The sequence below is a fragment of the Butyrivibrio sp. AE3009 genome (genome assembly GCF_000420845.1).
Taxonomy (GTDB): domain Bacteria; phylum Bacillota; class Clostridia; order Lachnospirales; family Lachnospiraceae; genus Butyrivibrio.
In genome coordinates this window covers 111,155-131,325 of sequence record NZ_ATVS01000004.1, presented here as the reverse complement: position 1 = coordinate 131,325, position 20,171 = coordinate 111,155, and the positions used below count along the sequence as shown (strand labels likewise).

Annotated in this window: 20 protein-coding genes and 1 tRNA gene; 11 read left to right on the top strand and 10 right to left on the bottom strand. The window is 45.0% G+C overall.

What is annotated here, in order from left to right; translation table 11 throughout:
* From G588_RS0103760 to G588_RS0103740, 5 genes are all read right to left on the bottom strand, one after another.
* Positions 1 to 1,827: an ABC transporter permease gene (locus G588_RS0103760; RefSeq protein WP_022777422.1), complete on the bottom strand. Its 1,827-nt coding sequence runs from the start codon at positions 1,825 to 1,827 to the stop codon at positions 1 to 3.
* A gap of 328 nt (positions 1,828 to 2,155) precedes the next feature.
* A complete protein-coding gene (locus G588_RS0103755) occupies positions 2,156 to 3,580 on the bottom strand; it encodes a hypothetical protein (protein ID WP_022777421.1) in 1,425 nt (474 codons plus the stop codon).
* A 179-nt stretch (positions 3,581 to 3,759) separates the two neighbouring features.
* Positions 3,760 to 4,524, bottom strand: a complete 765-nt coding sequence (locus G588_RS0103750) for a response regulator transcription factor (RefSeq protein WP_022777420.1) — start codon at positions 4,522 to 4,524, stop codon at positions 3,760 to 3,762.
* A complete protein-coding gene (locus G588_RS0103745; protein WP_022777419.1) occupies positions 4,524 to 6,230 on the bottom strand; it encodes a sensor histidine kinase in 1,707 nt (568 codons plus the stop codon). The genes G588_RS0103750 and G588_RS0103745 overlap by 1 nt, the downstream gene beginning before the upstream one ends.
* Before the next feature lie 2 nt (positions 6,231 to 6,232).
* A complete protein-coding gene (locus G588_RS0103740; protein WP_022777418.1) occupies positions 6,233 to 7,288 on the bottom strand; it encodes an ABC transporter substrate-binding protein in 1,056 nt (351 codons plus the stop codon).
* Positions 7,289 to 7,406: 118 nt separating this feature from the next.
* Between G588_RS0103740 and G588_RS0103735 the strand changes: the two genes are divergently transcribed.
* Positions 7,407 to 7,480: transfer RNA gene (locus G588_RS0103735), tRNA-Arg, on the top strand.
* A gap of 363 nt (positions 7,481 to 7,843) precedes the next feature.
* The gene (locus tag G588_RS0103730; protein ID WP_022777417.1) at positions 7,844 to 8,125 is read left to right on the top strand and encodes a hypothetical protein; all 282 of its coding nucleotides are present in this window, start codon (positions 7,844 to 7,846) and stop codon (positions 8,123 to 8,125) included.
* A 117-nt stretch (positions 8,126 to 8,242) separates the two neighbouring features.
* Here the strand turns inward: G588_RS0103730 and G588_RS21215 are convergent, their stop codons facing one another.
* On the bottom strand, positions 8,243 to 9,367 hold the full coding sequence (locus G588_RS21215) for a helix-turn-helix domain-containing protein (protein WP_022777416.1): 1,125 nt from the start codon (positions 9,365 to 9,367) through the stop codon (positions 8,243 to 8,245).
* 313 nt (positions 9,368 to 9,680) lie between these two features.
* On the opposite strand from G588_RS21215, the gene G588_RS0103720 reads away from it, so the two are divergent.
* Positions 9,681 to 10,076: a hypothetical protein gene (locus G588_RS0103720; RefSeq protein WP_022777415.1), complete on the top strand. Its 396-nt coding sequence runs from the start codon at positions 9,681 to 9,683 to the stop codon at positions 10,074 to 10,076.
* Positions 10,077 to 10,108: 32 nt separating this feature from the next.
* On the opposite strand, the gene G588_RS0103715 is transcribed toward G588_RS0103720, so the two are convergent.
* The 3 genes from G588_RS0103715 to G588_RS0103700 all read right to left on the bottom strand — a co-directional run bounded on the left by G588_RS0103715 (position 10,109) and on the right by G588_RS0103700 (position 12,142).
* A complete protein-coding gene (locus G588_RS0103715) occupies positions 10,109 to 10,615 on the bottom strand; it encodes an AAA family ATPase (protein WP_022777414.1) in 507 nt (168 codons plus the stop codon).
* 16 nt (positions 10,616 to 10,631) lie between these two features.
* Positions 10,632 to 11,378, bottom strand: coding sequence for a ParB/RepB/Spo0J family partition protein (locus tag G588_RS22680; protein ID WP_196804935.1), 747 nt, complete (start codon positions 11,376 to 11,378; stop codon positions 10,632 to 10,634).
* Between the two features lie 65 nt (positions 11,379 to 11,443).
* Positions 11,444 to 12,142 (bottom strand): hypothetical protein, encoded by a 699-nt coding sequence (locus G588_RS0103700; RefSeq protein WP_022777413.1) that lies wholly within the window; start codon positions 12,140 to 12,142, stop codon positions 11,444 to 11,446.
* A gap of 116 nt (positions 12,143 to 12,258) precedes the next feature.
* Here G588_RS0103700 and G588_RS0103695 point away from each other — a divergent pair, with 116 nt between their 5' ends.
* The 6 genes from G588_RS0103695 (at position 12,259) to G588_RS0103670 (ending at position 16,268) form a co-directional block, all read left to right on the top strand.
* The gene (locus tag G588_RS0103695) at positions 12,259 to 13,137 is read left to right on the top strand and encodes an SPL family radical SAM protein (RefSeq protein ID WP_022777412.1); all 879 of its coding nucleotides are present in this window, start codon (positions 12,259 to 12,261) and stop codon (positions 13,135 to 13,137) included.
* On the top strand, positions 13,138 to 13,419 hold the full coding sequence (locus G588_RS0103690) for a DALR anticodon-binding domain-containing protein (RefSeq protein WP_022777411.1): 282 nt from the start codon (positions 13,138 to 13,140) through the stop codon (positions 13,417 to 13,419).
* 130 nt (positions 13,420 to 13,549) lie between these two features.
* On the top strand, positions 13,550 to 14,464 hold the full coding sequence (locus G588_RS0103685; RefSeq protein WP_022777410.1) for an ABC transporter ATP-binding protein: 915 nt from the start codon (positions 13,550 to 13,552) through the stop codon (positions 14,462 to 14,464).
* Positions 14,464 to 15,375: an ABC transporter permease gene (locus G588_RS0103680; RefSeq protein ID WP_022777409.1), complete on the top strand. Its 912-nt coding sequence runs from the start codon at positions 14,464 to 14,466 to the stop codon at positions 15,373 to 15,375. Before G588_RS0103685 ends, G588_RS0103680 begins: the two co-directional genes overlap by 1 nt.
* Positions 15,375 to 15,824, top strand: a complete 450-nt coding sequence (locus tag G588_RS0103675) for a LytTR family DNA-binding domain-containing protein (RefSeq protein ID WP_022777408.1) — start codon at positions 15,375 to 15,377, stop codon at positions 15,822 to 15,824. Before G588_RS0103680 ends, G588_RS0103675 begins: the two co-directional genes overlap by 1 nt.
* Positions 15,825 to 15,845: 21 nt before the next feature.
* A complete protein-coding gene (locus tag G588_RS0103670) occupies positions 15,846 to 16,268 on the top strand; it encodes a DUF3021 family protein (RefSeq protein WP_022777407.1) in 423 nt (140 codons plus the stop codon).
* 63 nt (positions 16,269 to 16,331) lie between these two features.
* On the opposite strand, the gene G588_RS0103665 is transcribed toward G588_RS0103670, so the two are convergent.
* Entirely contained in the window at positions 16,332 to 17,294 is a 963-nt protein-coding gene (locus G588_RS0103665) for an alpha/beta hydrolase (RefSeq protein WP_022777406.1), read from the bottom strand.
* Between the two features lie 168 nt (positions 17,295 to 17,462).
* Between G588_RS0103665 and G588_RS0103660 the strand changes: the two genes are divergently transcribed.
* Positions 17,463 to 19,043, top strand: a complete 1,581-nt coding sequence (locus G588_RS0103660; protein WP_022777405.1) for a PP2C family protein-serine/threonine phosphatase — start codon at positions 17,463 to 17,465, stop codon at positions 19,041 to 19,043.
* A 43-nt stretch (positions 19,044 to 19,086) separates the two neighbouring features.
* Entirely contained in the window at positions 19,087 to 20,109 is a 1,023-nt protein-coding gene (locus tag G588_RS0103655; protein WP_022777404.1) for an NAD-dependent epimerase/dehydratase family protein, read from the top strand.
* Positions 20,110 to 20,171: the final 62 nt, after the last annotated feature.

Below are 20,171 nucleotides of genomic sequence, written 5' to 3'. Positions count from 1 at the left end.
TCATTTTCCTCCTATGCCACTGTCAAGGCTTGCGCCAGTCAGCTTGTTTACCAGTGTGTTAAATACAAGAATTGTTATGATGAGGATGAGGTTGATGGCACTTGAGAAGGCGTACAGTCCCATTTCATCAAAGTAGTCAAGTGTTGTTGACAGGATAAAGCCCTGGGTGCACAGAAGCAGGAACAGGGACAATTCACGAAGGCAGGTCATGAACGGAAGTAGGTACCCGCTTATGATGGATGACTTCTGAATAGGAATGATGATCCTTGTCATTCTCTTTATCCACGATGTATTCATGATTATTGCTGCTTCCTCCAGTTCTCCCGATATCTGAAGCATGGAGTTAAGTGAACTTCTGGAAGCGAAAGGTATGTATTTTACTACACCTGCAATGATCAGAAGTGTATATGTGTTAAACAGATTAATGTGCTCGTTGGAGAACAGGATGAAGAATGCGGCTCCAACAGCGATGGAAGGCATAAGGTAAGGCAGGAAGGCTACGTTGTTCACATAGTTTGCCCACTTGTTCCTTCTCTTTTTTGCAACGGCGTAGCCAATCAGAGTTCCGATGGTTCCTGCGATCAGAGCGCACACAACTGCCAGAAACAGGGTTCCGAAGAAGGCGTGCCAGATGGTCTTGTTGTACAGGATACCGGGCTGACCGTACATGCCGTTTTCTGTGATATTCTCGTTTGTTACCCACCACTTGGTTGTGAGGTGCGCCAGATTTCCCGAGTACAGGAAGCTGTAGTCACCGGGGTTGGGAAGGAAGGTCTCCAGGGCGAACAGCACGATGGGCCAAATACTTGTGAAGAAGGTGATGATGATAAAGATGATTCCCACGATGTATTTGCCGGCTTTGCCGATGGTGAGCTTGGTGAGCTGACCCGATTTACCCGTAACAGTGGTGTAGTTCTTGCGGCTCCTAAGGCTGAGCTGATTCATTCCAAGGATAAGAACGCCGAAGATCATCATGATGATGGCAAGGATACTTGCTTCACCGGTGTACTTACTGTTCATTGAAATGTACTTGGTGGAAAGTGTGGTAAGGTTCAGGTAATGCGGAACCGGGTAGCTTCCCATGGCGCTTCCGAACACCAGAAGTATGGTGGATAGGATGGCGGGTTTGATCATAGGAAGGGTTACCTTGAACATGATCTTCCACTTGGGTGTATCAAGGATTGTGGCTGCTTCCTCCAGGTTGGCGTCCATATTTTTGAAGATGCCACCGATGAGGATGTAGGCAAAAGGCGCATAATGAAGGCCCAGAACCATGGCACTTGGGAATACGCCCTGACACCACCAGTGAGGGAAGTAAACATGGAAGATGGCGGCCAGAAGACCGTCGGAGGTTCCCGTTACCTTGTTTGAATAGAACATGTGCTGCCATACAACGGCCAGTGTCCACTGGGGCATGATGTATGGGAAAATAAAGATCGAGCTTAAGTACTTCTTGAACTTCATATCTGTTCTTGTTACCAGGAAGGCGAAGAGTCCGCCGAAGAGGATCGATATGCAGCAGGTAAGTACTGAAAGAATTACCGTGTTAAGCAGCGGGTTCCATAGATTGGTCCTTGCCAGCTTACTGGTAAAAAGATCTGTGTAGTTGACGATTGTGTATCCGGTGGTTCTCTTGGTCAGATGCTGATCGATGGTTCCCGGATGGATTGCAAAGGTATCTTTTACGATTGCTATTATTGGTGCGACGGTACTGAAGGTAAGAACAATCCCAAAAAGCAGGAGTATTATATTTTGCGGTTGGGAAAACCAAGTCTTAACCTTATTCTTAAAAATCGCACTCTTGTCTTTTTTTGCGATTGCCTCCATTTTATCCCCTTTACTTGTGAAAATGTGATGTTGAAATCAGGACGGTGAGATTCATGGCACAAAGCTGTCGACAGTTTGTACAACGTCCCTCATTGCGCTGAACACTCCGCTAAGCCCAGAGCATGTATCTCTTCGTGCAATGGCACTCAAGATACATTGGTCTCAGCTCCATAGCACAAAAATCGCTCCTTATGTACAAGCCTGTCTCCATCTTTGTGCCATGAATCTCACCTGTCTTTATATACCACCACATTGGAATGGTGATTCTTTACTTACTTAGAGGACTCCTTAAAACTACAAGGAGTCCTCATTTTTGATGATACTTACATTACTCGCCGGGTGTGTAGTGATCGAGCACGTCGATCCAGCTGCCTACTGTGAAGGATACTTCTGAGCAGTATACGGGATCTTCAAGAACAAGCTCGCCATCTGTTGTCCACCAGTCATAGCCACGGTCGTTCTTTGCAGGGAACTCGTCTCCGCCGCCCTGTGAATGCTGGAAGGTTGCTTCGATCTCAGCTGCTACGTTAGGGTTAGCTGAATAGCCGCCCATGTCCTTGCCCCATGCTTCAAAGCCTTTTTCTGTGCAGGTCATATAAGCGATGAATGCGCATGCTGTCCAAGGAAGAGGACTGTTCTTGGTAAGGAAGAGGTAGTGGCAATAGCCATAGCCGCCGATTCCTGTGTAGCCATCCTGATAAGCTGCTACGTTGATGTTGTTAACTGATACAGAAGCTGACTCCTCAACGCTGCGAAGCTTGGAATAAACAAGAAGTCCTGCCTGATCTGTAGCGGAAGCATCTACAAGTGTGTTACAGATAGGTCCGTCATCGGTCTGCTCGTTGTAGTTGTTAACCCAGAGCTTGATCCATGCAAGGGCATATGCGCCGTTTGCGCCAAGGCCAAGGTCGTTTGCATCTGTCTGCATTTCCTGAACCACGGGCTCGAAATATGCTTTCTTGGTATCGTCGAGGGCATCATAAGCTTCTTTTAACCATGTAGCGTACTTGTCTTCTGTGAGCATCATCAGGAAGTTCTTTCCTACGATCTCAGAGTCAACGCCCATGAAAAGAGGGTGATTGCCTTCGTAAACGAAATCCCAGCAGTTGTTATAGGTTGCTGAACCTGTGTTGTTGTACATGAAGACCTTATTAAGTGTCTGAAGGGGAAGGAAGCCTGTGTATGCATCGGCTGTAGTACCGTTGGCATCTGCCCATTCCTTAGGGATGAAGGTCTTTAAGATGTCTGTATCAACCATCTTGGACTGAATCTGGTTACCGTCCTGGATAAGAGTCATGGCAAAAGTGCCTTCACTCTTAAGGGAGTCAGATGTGAGCTGCTCAAAGATCTTGTTGTTCTTGGGCTGCTGCCACTCGAACTCCATGCTGTAATTAGGATCGATGGTCTGCAGATACTCGATAAACAGAGGAAGTGCGGACTTACCACGGCTGGAATTACCTACGCCGTAGAAGGTCTTGCCGTTGGACTCCTCGATGGCCTTGTTGGCCAGCTCTTCCATTGTCATTCCCTCTGCCTCTGCGATGATGGCATCGATTCCTGTAAGTTCTGCTGCCGGCTCAGCTGCAGGTGTCTCTGCTACTGTAGTGTCAGCTGTCTGTGTATCTGCTGTAACCTGGGTGTCAGTTGTTGGTGCTGTCTCTGCTCCACCACCGTTTCCTGCTTCTCCGCAGCCTACAAGTGATGAAACTACCATTGTAAGTGTCAGAATTGTTGCTAAAACTTTCTTTCTCACTATTGTTTCCTCCTTTTACATTGACCCGGAATAAAAAAATGTAACCACCGGGCAGTTCTTTACCCTATGGTTACATTCTAGTTACAATTTGTTCATATTTGCAGAAGACAAAACTGATATTATTTGTAGATTTCTGACAAATTGTGAAAATTCTGTGATTGGGGTCTGACCCCAATTTTTTATCCCAGGCCTTTAGTCTGATAGTCAGAGGGTGTCTTCCCAACAAGCTTCTTAAAAGTATTGGAGAAATACGCAATATCCTGGTATCCCACCTTATCAGCAACTTCGTATACTTTCATATTGATGTCTTTTAAATAATCCATAGCTTTTCGAATTCTGTATTTCGTCAAGTAGTTGCCAATACTTGTATCTGTCTCAGCCTTAAACAACCTGCTGATATGTCCCTCAGAGACACTCATGGATTCCGCCAACTTTCCAATGCTGAAATCCGTCTCAGGATAATGCTTTTCAATATATTCGATTGCTGTCTGGACGTATCTGTTCTCCACTGCTTCCTTTGGCTTGATCGCAATCAGCTCATTCTCCAGCTCCTTAGTCTGCGCATTGGTATTGGGATGAAGATGAAGGAGCCTCTGTATCGCTCCCTCCAGCTCACCATCCTGGAAGGGCTTCAAAAGATAATCTGACACCCCCAGCCTCACCGCCTGCCTAGCATACTCGAATTCGCTGTAGGCAGTAAGGAAAATAATCTTCGTCTCCGGGTATTTATCCAGTAGCTTTTCCGCCAGTTTTATTCCATCCATTTTGGGCATTCTGATATCGGAGATCACAAGGTCAGGGCGTACTTTCTCCGCCACCTCCAGCGCTTCTTCCCCGTTGGCGGCTTCTCCCACAACCTCGCACCCGATCAGCGACCAGTCCGTGTCGCCCTTGATGCCCATGCGGACATACTTTTCATCGTCTACTATTAGTACCTTAATCATTATCCTTCCGGCTCCTTCTCCATATACGGCAGCGTCACTATCATTACCGTTCCGCCCTGCGTCGGCCTAAACGCCATAACCCCATACTCTTTTCCATAGTACAGCCTGATGATTGTATTGACATTGTTAAGTCCCAGATGCCCCTTAAGCGTCTCCACATCATCGTTATTAAGTGCCTGCATCATCTCATCGCTGATGCCCTTTCCGTCATCCTGAACAGATATCTTCAACAGGTCCTTCCCATCTCTCCTGTCTCTGATAGCTGCCACATAGATATGTCCGTTGATTGATTCGTCCATTCCGTGAATAATGGCATTCTCAACAATCGGCTGCAGTATCAGCTTCGGGATAATGGCCCCCTGCAGCTCCAGCGGCACATCGATGGTAATCTGGAACTTATCATCAAACCTTATCTTCTGAATATCACAGTAGTTCTGCACCAGCTCCAGCTCCTTTGACAAAGGACAGAACTGGCTCTCTGATATACTCGTCCTGAGAATTCCCGCCAGCGACGCTGACATTGTGGCCACCTCAGGCACCTGATTGGCCTTGGCCACCCACTTGATGGTATCCAGGGTATTATACAAAAAGTGTGGATTGAGCTGCGCCTGCATCATCTGAATCCTGGTCTCGTTGACCTGTCTCTCCGCAGCCACCCGCTCCTCCATGGTATCCTTCAGCTGGGTTGTCATCTTATTAAAGCCCGTCGCCAGCTGCTCGAACTCATCCTCCCTGGCAAGCTCTATCTTGGTGTCAAAATCTCCTTTTCTGAATCTCTTCATAGCAAGAGCCAGCGTCTTGATGGGCTTGGACAGATAGTTGCTGAGCCTTGATGCCACAATAAGACACACCAGAATACTGATAAGAACCTGCATCAGAATGATCTGGTATCCTGCCTTGATAGCGCTCTCCTCCAGCGCCGGCGGTGTAGTATAAATGGTCAAAAGATCATAATCCCCAAGCTCATTTATATAGACATTTCCTGTTATTCCCGTGTCAAAAAGAAGTCCTTTCAGCAGGTTATTTCTTATGATTCCCAGCGTCTTACCGTTCTCCGCCGCACCTATAAGACAATAGGGCCTGAAGTACTTATTGGTCAGCATGAAGCCGTCCTTGGAATTGATCTCGCTTCCCAGCTGATTCTTTATCTCCTCCTGCTCAATCCTGATAACGGCAAAGCCCGGTGTTTCCCCCTCCGCAATCTGCCTTGCGATAAGTAGCGCCGCTCCGCTCTCCGACGCATGCCCCGGGTCAAGGCCGTAAGCCGTCACTCCCGGTCTTGAAGCAGACTCCTTGAGCACCGAATAATCAAGGGGCAACGAATCTGACTTATATCCGCTTCTTGTGCTGTACTTGCAGAGTTCGCCCATATACAGATCAATTGTGGAAAAGCTCCTGATATCCTTGGTCTTCTCATACAAGGAAGAATATATCTCCAGGGAATTCTTCCTTCCCGGAGTCAGCGCTTCCTTGATGATTTCATCGCTCTCAAGACTTACCAGTGCCTTCTCCGACTGATCGATCATAGTAAGAATCTTCTCAGCGATTATGTGCTCCTGCTCCTTATCCCGTTTTTCATAGTCCTGCTTAACCCTGGCCTGGAATCCCTGCAGCGTCAGAATCCCTCCGAAACTGACCAGCACCAGCGTCACCGCAAGAAGGACCACAAAGATCTGTCGTTTAAAGGACTGTCTGATAATTCCCATACTCAGCCCCCTTCCTTGCCGGTCAGCTCGCTCCAGAGCTTCAGTATCTCAGGCTCTTCCAGGGCCGATCTCTCAATGTCAAAATCAATCTGCTTTATCCTGCCATATCCTGCAGACAGACTAATATCCTGCCTAATGGGCCTTCTGAAGAACTCATCCATAGCGTAGTTCTGGGTATCAAGGCTCACCACGAAGTCAATGAACTGCCCCGCATTGTAGGAGTGAGGCGCATTTTTTACCATGGCGCAGCCATCAGGAACAGCGCTGGTTCCATCCGACGGATAGACCATGCTGATGTCGTAGCCGGCCTTCATATATTTGCGGGCAGTCTCCTCCAATGTTATCCCAACAAGGAAGCTACCGTCTGACACCTTGGGAATAATCTGTCCCGAGGAGCTAAGTACCTTCCCATCCAGCTGCTCATAGAACCTTGGCAAAAGAGTATCCACCGGCTCCTCAAAGAGCTGCTCCATAGTAGACACTATCGTATAGCTGGTGCCTGAGTTAAGCATATCCGCAAAGGCAATCTTGCCCTTCCACCTTGAGCTCATAAGGTCTTTCCAGCTCTTTGGTGCGTCCTTTTGGGCCACCAGCTTGGAATTATAGATAAATACGATAGGCAGCTCCGTAAAAGGTGTATAGTAATTGCCCACAGAAGCATAGTTTGGATCAAGCTTCTCCCTGTCCTGCGCTCTGTAGGGTAAAAAAAGATCCTTGGACGCCTCATAACTCTCAATGCCGCCCCCAAACATGATGTCGCACTGTCCATTCTCCGAAGCCTGCCTTGCCTGCTCCAGCATCTGCCCGGTTCCTCCGGCGTGAACCTCAACCCAGATTCCTGTTCTGTTTTCAAATTCGCGAATGATCGGAAGATAGACCTCTTCCTTATGTGAAGTGTAGACGATGAGCTGTTTCTCATCGGGCACGGTATATTTTTCCGAGATATATTTAACGGTCTTCGCTCTCTGCACATTTTCGCATGAAGACAACAACAGTATTGCCGCTCCGGCAGCTGCAATCAGCAATATTTTTAACAGCCTTCCTGCTTTTTTCCCCATAGAACGCTTCTCCCTCAATGTATCTTAGATATACTCTATTTTACTATACCGATAATCTGTTGTTCAAACATTCTTGATTCCGCGCTCTTAGTGTGCTAATATACTTAAGTTAGTTCATGTTTCCGTAGCTCAGCAGGATAGAGCGTTCGCCTCCTAAGCGAAAGGTCGTGCGTTCGAATCGCATCGGGAACATTCGCGAAGGCTACAAGCCATGCAAAAAAGGATACATAAAAGCTCGTCGGGAGTTTACTCACGTAAGAGCTTTTATGTATCCTTTTTTATAGGGCGACAGCCCGCGACGAAGGAAGCCTCATCCCAGGCTCTTTTTTTCATGTTGACATTTCTGATTCAGTTTTCTATAATACAGCCACGTGGTTCTAAACAATTCTAATGTTTTCTTGAACAAATCGTTTATTTATCCACTTACTGTTATTTTTATACACTATAGCTTAATGCTTCATGAATATAAAAAATGACTCTGTTTATGATATACTTGAGTGAAAGGGGTATGATGCAAGAAATTGTCTATAGTGTTATTTGAAGGAGGTGTTTGCGATGATAGAAACAACAATGGATAAACCAACTCCTAAAAAGCCTTATGTATCTCCGCTTAATATTTCTGATGATATCAAACAATTCACTGAGCGCAGAGAAAAACGCGCAAAAGAACTTGGAATAGCTCTGTATGTCCTTGGTGCAGATAGAGAGTCTATTACAGAATTACAGAAACTTGAAGATTATATAATGGAGAACTTTATTGATCTTGACCTTGATGTACCTGAAGAGATTAAAGAGAAATATCTTGCACTGAAAAAACAAGAAGAAAATAATACCTGAATTTTTTGGCAACTATTCGGAGTTTCCGAACAGTTGCCATTCTTTTATTCTTCAACTGTATAGACAATAATCTTGTCTTATCACCAAACAATATTTCTACGGATCCGATGGCATTTTTCATATATCTATCTTATTCCCACCTATGCGCTTCTTCAGAGCTTTGAACTGCTCATCATCCCCGAAATAACCGGATAATTCATCAAGACGATAGGATAACATTTCGGTTTCTGTGCCAGCGAAATTCTTTCCGTTATTCGTCATATCACTTTCCACCAGATCACAGAATGCTGCTGTAAACTTGTGCTGCGCTGTCTTATCCATGGAGTCATACACTCCTGCCATCTCTTCTGCTTTCAGGAGATACTCGATTGCATTCTCTTTCCGGTTCATCATCGCATATAATTCAGCGATTCTCCTGTAATTCCAGCCAAGCTTCCTTGAGTATTCCAGATAATTCCCATCAGAAATAACAGTCGTCAGGATAGTGTTTGCGGCAAATACATATTCCAGCTTTTGCTCCGGCGTTAGTGAAGTTGTAAACCCATATTCTTTTTGAAATGCGATTTTCACCAGAGTATCGGAAATATAGTCCGCCATGGTTAATATATTCTCCTGCAACTGCTTCTTTTTATCCTCTCCGGAAAGTACCTCCCCAAGCAGTACTTCCTTTGAGTGCATGATATCTGTCATGCTGTCCGCAATTTTCATAGCTGCAGAAGCATTCCCGGCCTTCATGTAATAGCTACATAGCATGGATAGTGCCTTGGACCTGTCAGTTTCATCTTTACTCTCTTCCACAACTCTCCGGCACAGGGAAAAAATCTGCTCAGAAAAGCGCTGCTGCGTATAAACCGCTACCTGAGCGCTGTTGCCGCCTTCAAAAAGATCCATGATCTCCGCCAGATTAGTACAAAAGTGCAGGTCCCTTGGAAACATTTTTCTGGCTTCCAGCATTACTTCATAGGCTCTATCCAAATCTCCGTCTTTTCTAAAGCTCAGGTATTTCTGCTCAAACTCTGACTTTGTGATTTCAGCTTCCTCATCCTGAAGGCCAAACAGGTAATCCGTTGAAACATTGAAATAACGCGCAATCACAGGTATTAAGCTGATATCCGGTGTTGATATTCCGTTTTCCCATCTGCTGATACTCTGAAATGAGACATTCAGTTCCTCCGCAAGTCTCTCCTGCGTGAGATTTTCTGCAATTCGAAGTTCTTTTATTTTTGATCCCAGATTATTCATTTTGTTCTCTTTCCACTATTGCAATAGTGCTTGTATTCAGCTGTACTGTAAGTGTAGCAGAGAAAACCCCTGTAATACATAGCAATCTGCGAGAAAGATGATTCTCAACATCTAATAGTTGTATATAATGATATAGGTGTCAAAAGTCAAAAATGCGTACATGCTTGCATGTTAAGCATTTTGACTTTATGACCCGAACAAATATGAGGAATTAGCAATTTACGCAGTAAATTAGCGGTTTCCGAATATTTGCAGAATGTGGCCATATTTGAAATAAAAAGACTAAGAATAAATTAGAGTTTATGGAGGTACCATGGGCAACATAATACAGCTAAGCAAATCATCACCAACGAGTGAATGGATTGACATGTCCAATCAGGGAACGGACTGTTTTCTGGAACTTCTGATAATGGCGGCAAACGATCTTGAAAAAACTGACCATCAGGAGGATTTGATATCTTTTCTGAAGGATCAAAAAGACATCAATGATATCGCTCCCGGGACAGCAGGTTTCAAATTGGATGAAATGCCATGGTGTGATGAGACTCTTATTGATGATGCTTCCTTTCTCATCCGCGTGACAAAGGAAGCTCAAAGTGAAAGCGTTTTATCGAAACTACCGTATAAAGTAAACACTGAGATTGTTTTTCCGTGGCTGAAACAGTTCGCAGTATTGATTGAACAGATGATAACTGCTTCCGAGCAGTAATAAGGGTTTGTGCGAATAACTTCAAATCATATTCATCCCCTGACAATAAATCCCTCTATCATCTTCGCTGTCTCATCGACACTCTTATCCGTGTTGTCGATGAACATCGAAAACTTTCCTCTGTTCTTCCTGAACCACCTGTTAAAACCAACATGAGGCTCGATCACTTCGTCGGAAGTAAAACCTCTCTCCTCAGGTCTTGCCTTAAGCCTTTTAACAATCTCCTCATCAGCAGGGCAAAGAACAATAAAATCTGTTGACTCGACACACTCAGGGATTTCCTGGCTTGCGATGTAGTCCTGAGGATTGATGCAGGAAACAAAAACAAGGTCTTTACCACCTGCCATTTCTACTGCCTTGGCCATAGTATCATCCTTATATTTGGACTCCCGCTCAGTTCCCTTATAGTCCCACCAGTTAAGGCCAACTTCATCGCTGTCTATACAGCTGTACTTATCCTTATCAAGAAGTGTTGCCAAAGCATCCTTCATAGTGGATTTTCCGGAGCCGCAGCATCCGGTGATAATATATAGTTTCATTTAAGTTCCCTCCAACTTATCTTCTGATAACCGTGCAATCTTTTACATACTCTCCGTATTTGCAGGTAAAATCTTTTAATTCCTGTTCTTCAGTGATCCAGACAATAGCCCAGGCTTCCTTGGTTCCAAGATCGCGATACGCCTGCAATCTGTGGTTTCCATCATTTAATTCAAATTTACCGTCTACGTAATTAACAATGATGGGGGGCATATTAGCTCCCGCCTGAATTGCCTTTTTTAACTCGGACAGTTTGTATTCCCACCAGCCTTTATCTACGCGGTATTTCATGTCCTCTTCAGGCCCCGAGCATCTCTCAAAGAAGCTTATTGGGAACTTTGCAGGGCTGAAAAAATATCTGTCGCAAAGCTTAAGTCCATCTGAAAAAGGGATGTTCTTTCCCTCCGAATTAAGGTAAAGATGCACCCAGGCATCCATTTTGTCCTGTTTGCCATAGTCAATTGCTGACTCAACTGTTGCACTGTATTTAAGCATAGTAACCTCCTTCTTACTGTAAACAATTTTCTTGATAGAGTCGTAAGAAAGAGAGTAATCATTCATCAATGCTTCAATAGTTTTTCCGTTTTGAAAAGCTTCCCTGATCGCAGCATTCCTTTCACGGATAAACTGCTGATACCCCGAAGTCTCTCCCCAATCCTTTTTCTCTGTTCCGGCCGGAATGTATATGGTTTCTCCTGATACATATTTCTGAATCTGCTTAAGGAGTTTCTCCGGAAAGATATCTTTTGCATTTTTGTATTTCATTACTCCAACCTCCCGACAAGAGATATCATACCGTCGCCTCCCGCTGAATTATATATCGCAATCGGTTATAGCTGTTTTTTGCACAAAATCTCAAATCGCCTTTTTCCAATATTCTGTTTGGCAGTGCGCTGCCACTTATCGCTGGTGATCTTCTGGCTCTTATCCATACATACAGCCAGAATGGTACCATCGCCTGCTATATTGTACAGGCTTTCCATCATGGCTCTTATCTCGCCTTCGCCGCCCCAGTCCACGAGGTTCCCATAGGGAATATCCGTTATGATTATATCCGGCTTTATGTCAGGAAGCGCCTTGGTACAATCAGCGACAAAAGCCTCTGACGCGATCTCTCCGCCCAGCCTTTGCCTTAATGTCTCTACGCTCCCTATTGCATCACGGTGCGAGTCTTTTCCGAATTCCTCATATAGCTTTTGAAGCTCGCTGTGCCTTCTGTCCAGCCCTTCATAAGTAAGAAGTTCAAGGTTCTTCCGGGCGCATTCGATCATATCTTCGGAAATATCACTTCCATAGATTTTTTCAATACTGCTTCCGTAAAAAAAGCCAATGATTGCCAGGGAATATGCGCCTCCGCAGCAGGGATCATAAACCACCAGATGGTCTTTCTTAGGTGAAGCTGCCATCGCCCGACCAAATATTTCTGCAATTAATCTGACAGGGAAATTCGGGATTCCTTTGGCGCCATGTATCACTCTTCCACTGGCGAAATCCTCATAGTTCCCTGCGGGACAATATAAATAATTCATGCTCTTCGTTCCAATACCTATGCTAATTTTCCGTTATTTTCCCCGTAATTATAACAGACCATTGGATTTATACATAGTATGGTAAAATTGATTTATCAAGATGGGAAGGTGAAAACATGCATTTTGTTGACGCAAAGGGAATTCTTACAGGAAAAAACGGCTTACAGGGAATGAACATATACCGTGGCTGCACCCACGGCTGCATATATTGTGACAGCAGAAGCAAGTGCTATCAGTTCACTCATCCCTTTGAAGACATTGAGGTAAAACAGAACGCACCGGAGCTTCTGGAAAAGGCCCTGAAGTCCAAGAGGAAAAAGTGCATGATCGGAACCGGAGCTATGTCAGACCCTTACATGCACTGCGAAAAGGATCTGCTGCTGACCAGAAAATGCCTGGAGATTATCTTACAGTACGGCTTTGGTGCAGCGATTCAGACCAAGTCAGATCTTATCCTTCGAGATATCGATCTTCTCTCAGAAATAAACAAAAGTGCTAAATGCGTAGTTCAGATTACCCTTACTACCTACGATGATGAACTCTGCAGCATTCTTGAACCTAATGTTTGTAATACAAAACGTAGAATTGAAGTCCTTGAGATAATGCAGGAAAGAGGCATTCCAACAGTGGTCTGGCTGACTCCTATCCTGCCCTTCATCAATGACACTACAGACAATATCTCCGCCATCCTGAATGAATGTATCAGAACAGGCGTCAAGGGCATCATAGATTTCGGTATGGGGCTTACCCTTCGTGAAGGCGATCGCGAATACTACTACGATGCACTTGATAAGCATTTTCCCGGTATGAAAGAAAGATACATCAGACAATACGGAAATGCATATGAGCTTCCAAGCCCTAATTCCAGGGAACTTAGGGCACTCTTTCAGGATATCTGTAAGAAAAATGGAATCCTCTCAACCCCTGACGAATGTTTCCGATATATGAGTGATCTTCCGGATAAGTATACACAGATGAGCCTGTTTGATCTCTAAATGCATTCCGATATTCCTCAGAAATCGATACAGCTAAGGATGAATTTAGAAAAATCCGAAAAAGCTGTGACCACCGCAGCAGAAAGCTACGAGCCCTCCGTTGTTGCTCGTTACCTGATAAGCCTGTGCACTGATTTTAACAAGTTCTACCAGGAGTGCCCGATCTTAAAGGAGGAAAATGAAAGCATCAAAATAGCTCGCCTTCAACTGGTGAATGTTGCTCAGCAAATCATCAAAGATGCCACCGCACTCCTTGGAATGGAATGCCCCGAAGAGATGTAAAACACATCAAAATGCAACTTACCCCTCCAAAATTACAACTTATTTCATAATCTGTTTCGCCTTTTGCCGCCTTGCCTTATTATCCGATTATAAAGAAACCGAGAGACAAATACGGGAGGCGAAAAAGATTATGAATTCCATTGAACTTAAAAACATAGCCAAAAGATACGGTTCATTCCGTGCAGTAGACAACCTCAGTTTTGAGATAAAGCAGGGCGATTTCGTTGGATTCCTCGGAGTCAACGGCGCCGGCAAGTCCACCACGGTGAACATGATGTCCACTATCCTTACTCCGGATGAAGGCGAAGCTTATCTTTGCGGCTACAGACTTGGCAAAGAGGACATGGAGATAAGGAAAAGCATCGGCGTTGTATACCAGTCAAATGTGCTGGACGATCTTTTTACAGTAAAAGAGAACATCGTCACAAGGTCCAGGATGCTGGGGCTTGACGACAGAACCATAAAAGCAAGACTCTCCGATCTATCCGACATCCTGAAGCTCCAGGACATAATGAACAAGCGCTACAGAGTATTGTCGGGAGGCCAGAAAAGACGCTGCGAGATAGCCTTTGCGCTGATGCATTCACCAAAGATCCTATTCCTGGACGAGCCCACCACAGGCCTTGATCCTGCAACAAGAGTTGATGTGTGGGAGGCTGTTGAACAGCTAAGGTCCAACACAGATATGACCGTGTTCCTCACCACCCACTACATGGAGGAAGCCCAGTCCGCTGACAAGATAATCATTATCAACCAGGGCAAAAAGCTGGCTGAGGGAACCCCCTTTGAATTAAAAGAGCGTTTTGCAAAAGACAGTCTCAAGCTCTACTTTGACGAAAGCTCAAGGAACAGGGTTCTTGAAGTAGTTGGAAAAGACAACCTGATCGCCACATCCTACGGCGGCTGCGTTGAATCAGACAATCCCTTTGCAGCAGCTGAAACCGCAAGGGCGCTTAGGGGAATCGTGGAAGGCTTTGAGATTATTCAGGGCAAAATGGATGACGTATTTTTGAATGTGACAAATGGTCTTGGGAGGGCAGTGTAATGAGAAGTTTTCTTGCAATCAATAAAAGAAATTTAGGTTTGTATTTCAGAGATTATTCAGCAGTGTTTTTTTCACTCTTATCAATGCTCATCATAATAATGCTGATGGTGTTTTTCCTGGGTGATATGAACAACAGTAGCATTCTTGATGCCATTAAGATGGTTCCAGGAAGAGGCGGTGACAGTGACGCTGTAATAATTGAGCAAATGAGCTTTCTCTGGGTCTGCGCCGGAATCCTTACTATAAATGCATCCACTGTAACTCATGCTTTTTACTCCAACATGATAAAAGACAGAACCGGCAACCGCCTGAATTCTCTGCTCACAATGCCTGTTAAAAAACCTATTTTCGTCCTTGGTTATGTATCGGGCGCATGGCTTGCAGGCGTTCTTATGAGCATCATAACCTTCGCAGTTACAGAAGTTATCGGTGTTTGCAAGGGTATGGCGGTACTTCCTTTTGATGTCCATGTTAAGCTCATGCTTCTTATCATGCTGAACAACTTCGTTTATTCCGCCATCATGTTCCTTCTTGCTACCATCATCAAGAGCCAGAGCGCCTGGAGCGGCATCGGCATTATCCTCGGTACACTGGCCGGATTCTTTGGCGGAATCTATTTCCCCATGGGCTCCATGAGTTCCACCATGCAGTTTGTAGTTAAGTGCTTTCCTTTTATTTACGGCACTTCTCTTTTTAGAAAAATAATGCTTGCACCCCTTGAGAACACCCTGTTTTCCGGAACTCCTAAGATCATCAGGCAGGAAGTTGACAAGGCCATGGGAATGGATCTTTTTCTTGGAAACAGCCAATTGTCCCAGTATGGAAAAGTAGGTATACTAGTTCTTGTGGGGCTTACATTTATCGCCCTTTCAACCATGTATTTATCAATCAGCAAAAAGAAAGACAGATAATGAAGATAACTATTGAGACACCGTTACCCGGTGAAGAAGATGAAATCATAATAAAGATGGCAGAGCTGGACGACGAGGTCCTTAGGACCATTCGTCGTCTTAAGGACGGCGCAGGCACTGATACCATGGCTCTCTACGCAGATGAGAGTATCCGCATGGTGCCCACCAAGGAGATCCTGTACTTCGATGCAACGGACAATCACGTTTTTGCTTATACCAGAAATGACTGCTTTGATACCAGGAAAAAGCTCTTTGAGATTGAGGAGCGCCTTGCCAATTCATCATTTCTTCGGATATCCAAAAATGCCATCGTAAACATTAAGTCCATCGATCACTTAAGTCCCGAGTTTAACGGCAGATTTATAGCCAGCCTCAAAAACGGTGAAGACATCATTATTTCCAGGGGCTATGTTCCTGAACTTAAGAAAAAACTTGGTATTGGAAAGTAATACGAAAGGACGATTCAGACTATGAAAGATTTTATTCATGATCTTATTAAATGGTTTTTGATTATAAATACAGGAATTATGATTGTTGCGGGACTCAATATTATTCGCTATGATTCCATCACAACTATGATCATTCCCCAGATACTGGCAGCAAGCTTTGTGACTGCACTGGTGACCACCTGCTATTTTTCCTATAACCCCAAAAAGCCAATCTCAGTTCCCATCAGGATCCTGCTTAGCTGCGCACACTACCTTGTACTATGCATTATTATCATGACCCTGGGAGTTCTCTTTAACTGGTTCGGCTTAACTGTAAACGGTGTCCGTGGTGTAGCCCTCAGCGTTGCAGGAGTTTACATCATCACAGCCCTTATCTCCTACGCTCTCTCCAAGGGCGAGGCAAACGAGATGACCAACGCACTTAAAAACTACAGCGATGACTAAAACTTAAGGCAGGTGCAACATAGCACCTGCCTTCTTTTCAACTATTTCTTAATCCGATAATTATCATTTAATTGATCCAAGAAACTCCATTGTACCCTTCATATAGCCTTCGGGATCAACAATAACGCCCTCGATATGAACACTGTCAACGTGCATGATTGTCTTGTTCTCGGATCCAATATTTGCATAAAGTGCTTCTTCCTGATCAGGTAAGCATACCTCATCTCTATCTGAAACGATGAGCATTGTAGGAATCTGATCCTTTTTAACGATCTCGATTGTATCAGCGTCATCATAATCGATGTGGTCAACCAGCTTCATGTAGATCTTGCCTGAAGCTGCCAGGTATCTGGCAAAAGGATCCTTGGTGTTTCCATCGCCAAACATCTCAAGAAGCATCAGCTCCATTCCGGGAACGGGGCTGTCAAGAACAACTGCGTCTGCTGCGCCTGTTTCGCCGGGTGTTACATTAGAAGCATACAGAGCAACTGTCTGTCCTCCCATGGACTGACCGTGAACAAAAACCGTCTCATATGACAACTCTGTTCTTGCTAATTCCACCATTGCCTTAACATCGAGGGATTCATGAATTCCGAAAGTTACCTTGGGATCAGGGTTAACTCCGCTTCCTCTCTGGTCAATTGAGATAACATCATAGCCTCTCTCGAGATACTGCTCCGCTAGAGGATACATTACATATCTGTCTCCGCCTGCTCCGTGTACAAGAACGACGCAGGTCTCATTTCCTTCTCCGAAATATGTGCCGGGCACCCGGTTTCCATCCTCTGCCTCTGCAGTGACATCCTTACCTTCATGTGCTGCGAGGAACCCTTCCAGGTCATATTCCCAAGTCTCGAGCTGCTTCAAACTGTTGTCATGGGTATCCTTTCCATCGTTCTGATACAGAACTCCCTTAGATACCATACTACCGAGAACTCCTGTAGCCACCAGGCCAAGCACTACTACCAGTATGGCTATGACTCCTAATGCGATACGAATCCCCTTAACAACCTTTTTTCTTTTCATTTGTAACCTTCTCCTTACTCTTTCCTTATAACCTGCGTTCCCCCACCGCCGGCATCAACCATCTTATCATTGTTCTTAAGGGCAGTAAATACCTATTTCTCACTCTTTTCCACAACTAAAATATGATATGATATAAAGGTAAAACATTATCTGTAGAAGGTATAAATTATGAAGAGAAAATGGGGAGTTACCAAAAAGGCATTACTTGGAATCATCGTATTTACGCTGTTTTTCAGCATTCTAATCTGCGTCGCAGGTTCACTTATCTTTGACAGATCCGTTGAAAAAATCTATAACGACAGAGGCTATGTTGTAGCCAATATTCTTCTTGATACCCTCGATCACGACAAAATCGCAGAATATACCCGAACCTGGGAAGCTGATGAGTACTATGAGGAGATGGATGCCTATCTTCACAGAGTAGAGGATTACTCAGGCGCTGCCTTCGTCTATATCGCAGTTCCCTATGAAGATAAGACCATGCGCTATGTCTATGATTCCGACACCTTTATTGGAGATACGGATCCTATCGCTGCTTCCTTTGATGAGATCTGGAATGCCTATTCCACGGGCCAGCGGCCCACAAGCTATCTTGTGAGACATTCCAAAAAATACGGATTTCTTACCTCCAGCTGCCTTCCTGTCAAGGACAGCACCGGTACAGTTGTGGCACTTCTCTTCGTTGATACCTATATGAATGAGATTCGACTGATCCTATACAAGTTCATCTTTAATATGATACTCATCTCCCTGATTCTTCTTATCATCTTCTGCGTTATGAACTGGAAAGTGATGAGAAAGAACTTCATCGATCCGGTAATGCAGATCCGTACCAGCGCCGGTAATTTCACCAGTAACGGCGCACAGGTTGATGATGCTCTTACCACTATCAAGACCGGAGATGAGATTGAAGATCTCGCCCTCTCCATCCACAATATGGAAAAAGACATCGTCACCTACATCGACAATCTAAGGACCGTAACAGCGGAAAAAGAGAGAATCGGCGCAGAGCTTAACGTAGCTACCCAGATTCAGGCGGACATGCTCCCCCGTATCTTCCCTCCTTTCCCCGACAGGAAAGAGTTTGAGATCTACGCTACTATGAATCCCGCCAAGGAAGTTGGCGGCGACTTCTACGATTTCTTCCTTATTGATGACGATCACATGGCCATGGTTATGGCTGATGTTTCCGGCAAAGGCGTACCCGCAGCTCTTTTCATGGTGATCACCAAAACACTTATCAAAAACAGAACTCTGATGGGCGGCTCTCTTTCCACCTCAGAAATACTTAGGGATGTCAACAACCAGCTCTGTGAGGGTAACGACGCCGAAATGTTCGCAACCGTCTGGCTCTGCATCCTGGAGATATCCACAGGAAAAGCAATTATCTCCAACGCCGGTCACGAGCATCCCGTCATAAGAAGCTCCAATGGCTCTTTTGACCTAAGAATCTACAAACATTCTCTTGCAGTTGCCGCCATGCCCGGTATAAAATTTGAGCAACACGAAGTTACGCTGCAGCCCGGAGATACGCTGTTCGTCTACACTGACGGCGTACCGGAGGCCACCGACAAAGACAATACACTATATGGGACCGACAGACTTCTTGCTGCGCTTAACAAAAACCCGGACGCAGATTCTCAGACACTTATCGAGGCGGTCAAAAAGGATATCGATGGATTTGTTGGTGATGCTCCCCAGTTCGACGACATAACGATGCTCTGCTTTAAGTACTTCGGAAACAATTGATCAATAGCCAACTGTTTTTTACAGAAAAAAGGAGGAGACACACATGAAGGCACTATTTATCGGCGGCACAGGAACCATCTCCATGGGAATCGTAAGGCTTCTTGCCTCGGACCCGCTCTGGGAGGTCTACCTCCTGAACAGAGGAAACCGCAAGGATGACATTCCGGAAGGAGTTAATCTTATAACAGCTGACATATACGATGAAGCAGCTGTGGCCAATAAGCTGGAGGGCATGACCTTTGATGTTGTCAGCGAGTTTATTGCCTTCGATGTCTCAGCAGTTGAAAGAGACTACAGACTTTTTAAGGATAAGACTAAGCAGTACATCTTCATCAGTTCCGCTTCCGCCTATAACAAGCCCGCTGCTCATCACGTGATCACCGAGGGCACAACCCTTGCCAATCCGTACTGGGAATACTCAAGAAACAAGATCGCCTGCGAGGAATTCCTTCTTAAGAAATACCGCGAGAACGGATTCCCAGTGACTATCGTTCGTCCCAGCCACACCTATGATGAGAGAACAATTCCTCTCGGAGTACATGGTAACAAGGGTTTTTATCAGGTAATTAAACGTATGCAGCAGGGTAAGCCCGTAATAATTCAGGGCGATGGCACCTCACTGTGGCACCTTACCTTCAACAGCGACTTCGCCATCGGCTTCACAGGACTTATGGGCAACAGACATGCCATCGGCGAAGCTTTCCAGATAACAGGCGACGAAGCTCTGTCCTGGAATCAGATCTATCAGACAATCGCTGATGCACTCGGAGTTGAACTTAAACCCTATTATGTCTCCTCTGAATTTCTTGCAGATGTGGGGACAAAATACGGCTATGACTTCCGCGGTAGCCTTATCGGAGATAAATCTGTATCCGTCCTCTTTGACAACAGCAAGCTCAAACGCCTTGTTCCTCAGATGACCACCAACGTTCCCTTCCATGAAGGTGTTCGCTTATCACTTGAGTATATACAGTCTCATCCTGACAGATATCAGGAAGACCCTGAATTTGATGAGTTCTGTGATAAAGTCATTGCTGCTATGGAGAATGCTAAGGATTCAATCTAAAATTTCTTCACTTATTTTTTGGCAAATAATTAGCTCCGGCCCTTCCCATAAGGGAAAAGTCG